Below are 6,620 nucleotides of genomic sequence, written 5' to 3'. Positions count from 1 at the left end.
TTGAGTCCGGCTTGGGTGCTGGTGTTGGCGATCAGGCTCACGATGACTTCGTGACTGACCAGCGGTTTACCGCGCCAGTTTTGGGTGATGTGACAGAACAGGCGATGTTCGATCTTGTTCCACTTGCTCGTGCCAGGCGGGAAATGACAGACTTGCAACTTCAACCCGATTTGATCGGCCAACTCTTGCAGGGCGACTTTCCACAGTCGCGATCGCGCGGCGTTGCTGCCGCCTCCGTCGGCCGTGATCATCAAACGCTTGGCGGCAGGAAAACGTCGGACGCCCATCTGCCGCCACCAGCGACGGATGGTAGCAGTCGCGAACCGCGCCGTGTCGTGATCGATGCCCACGCTGACCCAGCCTTGGTTGTTGGTCAGATCGAACACGCCGTAAGGGATCGCCTTGCCCAAGGCCGGGTCTTGAAAATCGTGAACGCGGACCTCCTCCGGCTTGCCACGCGGTCGTCATTCGCGTCCGCCGTTGCGGAAATCTCCGACCAATTCCTGCTTTTTCGTATCGACCGAGATCACCGGCTGATGTTGGTTCTGAAACCCCAGCGCCTGTTTGTTGATGTGCTCGAACTGGGCGTTGCGGTCAGGATGCGCGTCGCCTTCGCGCGTTTTGCGATTGGCTTGCAGGCTGTAGCCTGCCTCGCGCAACAACATCGCCACGGTGCGCGCTCCCACGGGATGATTCTGCCGCGTGAGTTCCTCAGCCAGGCGACGCGTGCTCTTACAAGTCCAGCGCAAAGCCGATTCCGGATGGCCGCGCGTCACGGGTTCGACCAGCGCCTCCAAGGCTTTCTGCAACTCCGGATCGTCCTCGGTCCGCCGCTTGCGCCCGCCGCCAGGTCGACGCACTCGGGCGTCGACGACTGCCTTGGGGCGCGCCGCCCGCGCACGCAACTCCCGCATCCCCGCGCCGATCGTGGTTCGCGACATACCGGTGGCCACAGCGACCCTTTCGATACCGCCCCAACCCAAGGCCATGGCTTCCGCCGCCGCCCATTGCCGGCGCACACGCTCATCCATCACCGCTTCGAGCGCCGCAAACTTACCCCGCACCTGTTTCACCACGGCCGCGTCCCGCATGCCGAGGGTATGATCGAATCCTCACAAATCACCAACCCCATTTTAACCAAGTTATTTTTGCGCGGATCCTAAGCGACATCCGTTCGAGCCAGCCAATCCAAGCGGCAAGAAAGGTTGATTTGAACCCTCCCAGTGCGGAACCCTTTTCGAAACAACGCGCGCGAGAGCGCAAGAGATAAGTCGTTGAACGACAGCCCGATGCGGGGTTAGAGTCCCTTTCGGCCCCTCGAAAGCGAGCGGAACCGGCTACGGAAAGAACCGGGCCCGCTTAACGGAAGTAGTCGCGCCGGCTGTTATGCGGCGCGTACTTTTTCTCGTCGCCGGGAAGACAGACCAGCCGGTTAACACATGCGCGAGCGCGCGATGATTGGGAAAGCGGGAAACGGAAGCTTTCTTCTACCCATACGGCGTGCAAAAATGGCGCTAACGTCTGTTGAAGCCGCAACTTGCCTGAATTCCCCCATGCGCAACATCTACCGTTCGCTCCTGCTGGTTTTGACCGCCGCTACCCAGAAAGAACTTGCCCGCTACGTCGCCAGCCTCAAGGCTGAGAACAAGTTTCTCCGTAGCCGCTTGCCGGCGCGCGTGCTCGTCGAGCCGACCGAGAGGCGCCGGCTTGTCCGGCTCGGCGCTAAGCTCGTCCGAGCGCTCGACGAGCTCGTCACGATCGTCCACCCATGCACGTTGCGCCGGTGGATCCGAGAGGACAACAAGACGAAGAAGCTTCCCCGCGGCAAAGTCGGAAGGCGGCGGACCGGCGAACAAATCCGCAAACGGATTCTGAAGCTCGCGAAGGCCGACAACTGGGGTTACGGATGTTGACGCGGATTTGGTTGAGTCACCTCCAGACGACACCGCCACGCGGAGATGCGTGGAGTAGGGTTTCACAATCGGCAGCTCCCGACCCGGCTCACCGTGGTTGGAAGCAAATGACCGTTCCGATAGGAAGCCGGCAGACTGTACTTGCCCCGTTGGAGCGGCGATCGTTGGTTTGACACCGCAAGTCCGGGCCAGTAAGTCTAAAGGCTTCTTGTCGAGCGGATTCAGTCGGAGATCGAAATGCCGGCGGTAAGACGTGGGCATCAGCCCAAAAAACTTCCGTCGCATCGTGGACGTTCCCGCCGGCGAGCCGTATACAGAGGGGATCGGACCTGGATATTCCGAGAAGCTGGAGTGCGACCCTGGTAACCAGGGCGGCGGACCAGGGACCAGGAATGGCCGGTCACTAACGCGGACGGATCGTTCTATTGTATGCTTTGTCCCGGCATTTGGTTTATTATTTAGCCGTGCCCGTTGGAATCCTCTTTCATCACATCCGTGACCGCCATGTCGTTCAGCACTTCCATGATCTGCCGCATGCACCTCTTGATGGTTTTCGCGGGTACAGCCACGCTCCTTACTCCTCACGCGGCTTGGTCGATGAAACCGGAGTATTCAATCTCTGATGGCGAAGTGCGAATCGCGAACGTCTCGACAGAATGCCCAGTGATTTATGACAACGACTTCTGGGTCGATGTGCCGGACGCAGCGTACATTTGGGCGAAGGCCAGCCTGGGTGAATGCAAGCTGCGCGGCAACATTGTCACGCGCTGCACCTTCGGCTGGCGGGAGCGTTATGCCCATGAACTCGATCAACAGGTCGAGGAGGCGCAGCGCCTGTTGAGGCTAGCCAAAGACAGCGGCCTCACGAACATTCCTGAGCCGACGATCGGCGCGACCGTGGCCCTCCAGCCTCCAGCTAGCGGCAAGGTTGAAGACACGCAGTTCGAACGCTCTGCCGGCAGTGAGTTGATCGTCCAAGAAGCCCATAAGGCATCTCCGGAACGGCCGCTGTTGGTGTTCGTTGGCGGATCCTGCACGACGGTGGCCTCGGCCTATCTCTCCGATCCTAGCATCGCCGACCGCATCGTCGTGTTTCAAATCGACGGCGGCGTCTACAACGGTTCGGACGAGTGGGCCTGGAAGATCACGATGGAACGCTGCCGATTCGTGAACTGGGCGCGCGGCTACTTCTGGGATCGCATTCATGAGTGGAATCCCTTGCGCTTCGACGACCTGCCCCGCAATCCGCTGTGCGATCTGCTACGTGAATACGCTCACGGGGATCTCGCCAAATCGAATCAGTGGGGCGATGGAGCCTGGATCTTCCAACTCTATGCGCCACAATGCGTGACAAAGCTGGAAGATTACGACGGCCAGGCGGTGACCGTTCCGCGGGACGGAACGAACATCCCGGCCATCGAGCAGGAGTTCTTTCAAACGATGACCGATTCCAAATTGTTTCGCGTAAAATAGCGGATTTACAGTGCGCTGCGGCGTGGGGCACAGCTCCCCCAGTCAAGAGAACTTTGTCCCAGCCGGGGCCTCGATTACAATCCACATCCGCCGACCCTTTACTCCACTACTTGACGGTTTTACTCCGGCGCTCCGCGATTCGTTCACGATTGTCACCGCCGCCGGCGGCCTCACTGGCACCTTCAACGACACGCTATTCCCGCCGCTGCCGATCGGACAAGTCTGGTCACTCGACTATAGCCGGACTGCTTTCGTGCTCTCCACAATCATCGGCGTGCTCGGTGACACGAACGGAGCTCTGACTGTCGACCTCAAGGACGCGAACCGTGTTCGCAACAATTTCGGTGGCTCGGGGATCGGCATCGATGGCGTTACCGACGACGACGGCCTGGTCGATTTGTCCGACCTGAACAACGCGAGGAACAACTTCGGCGTGTCGGCAGCGCAAGCTGTGCCGGAGCCGTCGGCGAACTTATTGGTAGCCGTCGATTGGATGGCGGTTATGTTCGCAACGGTCGGGTGCTGTCGGTCGGCAAGCAAAGCCGGCTTGAAGGGCCGAATGACACTTTGATTCAACACGATACGTAGGAGTTAAAGTGGAACAGGCAATTCAGGTGTTCGCTGCCGTGAACTTTTTTGTGATTGGGATTTCGCACATCCTTCAGCGAAGTGTTTGGGTGGAGTATTTCGCGAAGCTACATAGTCTTGGCCGGCTTGGCCCATTCGCCGAGGGCTTCCTTTACTTGAACTTTGGCGCTCTTATCGTCTCGTTTCACAACGTCTGGACTATTCCTGAAGCGTTTCTCACGCTAATTGGCTGGGCCATGGTCGCGAAGGCGCTAATGCGATTCGTCGCGCCGGCAGCGGTCCTTCGTATCTACCAGAGAATGCGTCCCGAGCGGGCCTGGCAGCTTCAACTGGCTGGTGTGCTGCTGCTGGCACTCTCAGCCTTCTTGATTTTTCTTGCGTTTTGGGAGACCATCCCTTTCACGAAGAATGCAGACCGTGAGGAAAACGGCCGGATGTGCCGGCGCATTTCCCGCGAGCCGCATCGCATGTCATCACACAGCGATAACATGGCAGCGACGGCGGCAACGGCGGCGTCATCCTGGCGGACTATTGGGTTAGGGTCGGAGCTTACGATCGGGGAAGAGGTAAAGTCCATCGAGCTACCTGCGCAGAAAAGTTCTGCGCTGGTAACTCCGAGATGCGGAGTGCGGCCCCGGGGAGCCAGGGCGGCGGACCGGCGGACCAGGGAGGGCCGGTCACTGTTTCATCGTGTTTCATTATATCAAAGTCACAGCCGAATGGACTGCGTTGGATCTTGATAGCAATTCGACGGCTGCAAGCGGGGTTTTTCGAGTGTCCCGTTTTGGCTGGCAGCACTTTGGTTGAGGCTGCTCCCGACATGCATTATGCTACGTTGACTGTCAATAGGATTAGTCGCCCCTCTGCTGCCATCCTGGCTACCTCAATGCGATTCTCACTAAGATCGCTCCTCACGTTCCTTACCGCTTTCGCGGTCGTGTTCGGCGCTGCGGTTTACTTGACCAAGGACTATCGCGAGCGTGAGGCCCTGCGGGGCGAACTGCTTTCGACCGGGGCGACATTTGTTTCAGTGAGCCCGAGCCGGTCAATCCGTGTGCTGTTCGCAGCTCCGATCACGATGGCAACGATTGGCAAATACAAGGAGTTTGAGTCCATCGAACTGCAGAGAGTTGAGATCGACGCAGATTCTATCGACGCACTTGCCGAGCTCGAAATGGTTGATGTGTTGCACTTCCAGTCCTGCACGTTTCACGACTCCCCGGATTTGACGCCACTCTCGCAAATGGGCAGCGTACGTTCCCTGTTGTTCTGGAATACGCCAATTGACGATGAAGCGACCCCTGCAATCGCGGAAGTGCCCGGGCTTAAGGTCGTGAGCCTGTCTGCGACGAAAGTAACACCGGCTGGCATCGACCAACTCCGGTCCGCGCGTCCGGAAATCCGCATCGATTATCGGCCATAGCGCCCGGACCCCGACAGCCCGATCGCTATCGGCCCAGCCGAATTCTTCCACGGCTTGCTTCCGTCGCATCGTGGACGGTCCCGTCGGCGAACCGTATACAGAGGGGTTCGGACCTGGATATTCCGAGAAGCTGGAGTGCGACCCCGGGAACCAGGGCGGCGGACCGGCGTCCAGGGGTGGCCGGTCACTAACTATGATTGTATCAAGTTTCAGCAATCGAGCGAATCAACGCCGCGTCGGTGTGTCGCTGCGAAAGCGCGCAAGGTTTCGGATAGATCGGCAATCGCAGCTTCTTGGCATAAATCGAGTACTCGGCACTTTAAATGCTGATATCAGTTTGTGGATGTCGACGTCGGGAAGTAGTTTGGTCATAAGGTTACTGTGGCAAGCGTCGGGAAACGATCGATTTATCGGGTTCGCTTCCCGTCAGTATCCGATTCGGACAATGCGACAAATGGCACGTAGAGATTTGCGATCTCTACGTGCCATTCGAGGGGAATACTGAAGCGAGTCTTAGCGAGATTGCCGGACGCGGCGTTCAACCGAAAACGTGTCATCAAGGCGTCGCGACTGCTTGAATGTGTACACGCCAAGAATTGACTTGCTATTTGCTTGCAGGCAAATCCGCCTCTTCAATAACGGCCACCGTCAAGTCGTTGTAAATCGCTCGCACCTGGCCGTCATCCGTGCGGTGCCAGAACACAATCGTGCGGTCATCGCTGGTGGTCTTCCCGGCACCCAAGTATTGATAATCGTCCTTCGACATTGCGGTCAGGAACGGCAGGATGGCTCCCAACCTTCCTGCAATACTCGCGGTCTCGTCCTGTGACGCGCCATTTTGCGCGAGAAATACGGCCCATTCGCCCCAATCGGCAAGGCTCTTTGGAAACTTTCCATCGGCCAGCTTGGTGAAGCCGCGCAGCGCCTCCACGATACTCTCTTCACCTGACAGCTGAGCTGGAGGGGCAGGTAATTGCATCACTTTAAAAGTATCCGGGACTTCGAAGCTGAACAGCGATTCGTCGAAAGTTTCGTTGAATCGAAAATCCGTCATGACGACTCTATTAACTGGCGATCCTTCGACCATCCCATCGTGCTCGATCTGCACCAATTCGTTCGTGGTAGTGTCCTGCTTCACCTGAAACTGGAATTCTCGTCCGTTGGGGTTAGCATAGACCCAAGCGGAGGTTCATTCCATGAGCGGGAAACGTGCGCGTAGGCAG

6 protein-coding genes and 1 pseudogene are annotated in these 6,620 nt (G+C 58.2%); 5 read left to right on the top strand and 2 right to left on the bottom strand.

Annotation, left to right across the window (positions count from 1 at the left end):
- Positions 1–1,091 (bottom strand): annotated as a pseudogene (locus SGJ19_16960) (ISAzo13 family transposase).
- A gap of 462 nt (positions 1,092–1,553) precedes the next feature.
- On the opposite strand from SGJ19_16960, the gene SGJ19_16955 reads away from it, so the two are divergent.
- From SGJ19_16955 to SGJ19_16935, 5 genes are all read left to right on the top strand, one after another.
- Positions 1,554–1,913, top strand: a complete 360-nt coding sequence (locus SGJ19_16955) for a hypothetical protein (protein MDZ4781940.1) — start codon at positions 1,554–1,556, stop codon at positions 1,911–1,913.
- A gap of 597 nt (positions 1,914–2,510) precedes the next feature.
- A complete protein-coding gene (locus tag SGJ19_16950) occupies positions 2,511–3,386 on the top strand; it encodes a hypothetical protein (protein MDZ4781939.1) in 876 nt (291 codons plus the stop codon).
- 22 nt (positions 3,387–3,408) lie between these two features.
- On the top strand, positions 3,409–3,957 hold the full coding sequence (locus tag SGJ19_16945; protein MDZ4781938.1) for a hypothetical protein: 549 nt from the start codon (positions 3,409–3,411) through the stop codon (positions 3,955–3,957).
- A 25-nt stretch (positions 3,958–3,982) separates the two neighbouring features.
- Positions 3,983–4,714: a hypothetical protein gene (locus SGJ19_16940; protein ID MDZ4781937.1), complete on the top strand. Its 732-nt coding sequence runs from the start codon at positions 3,983–3,985 to the stop codon at positions 4,712–4,714.
- A 218-nt stretch (positions 4,715–4,932) separates the two neighbouring features.
- Positions 4,933–5,397: a hypothetical protein gene (locus SGJ19_16935; GenBank protein MDZ4781936.1), complete on the top strand. Its 465-nt coding sequence runs from the start codon at positions 4,933–4,935 to the stop codon at positions 5,395–5,397.
- Positions 5,398–6,001: 604 nt separating this feature from the next.
- Here the strand turns inward: SGJ19_16935 and SGJ19_16930 are convergent.
- The gene (locus tag SGJ19_16930; GenBank protein ID MDZ4781935.1) at positions 6,002–6,535 is read right to left on the bottom strand and encodes a hypothetical protein; all 534 of its coding nucleotides are present in this window, start codon (positions 6,533–6,535) and stop codon (positions 6,002–6,004) included.
- Positions 6,536–6,620 lie beyond the last annotated feature (85 nt).

Source organism: Planctomycetia bacterium, from assembly GCA_034440135.1.
Classification (GTDB): Bacteria; Planctomycetota; Planctomycetia; order Pirellulales; family JALHLM01; genus JALHLM01.
The sequence above is the reverse complement of the archived record's forward strand: the minus strand, read 5'-3'. Positions and strand labels throughout refer to the sequence as shown.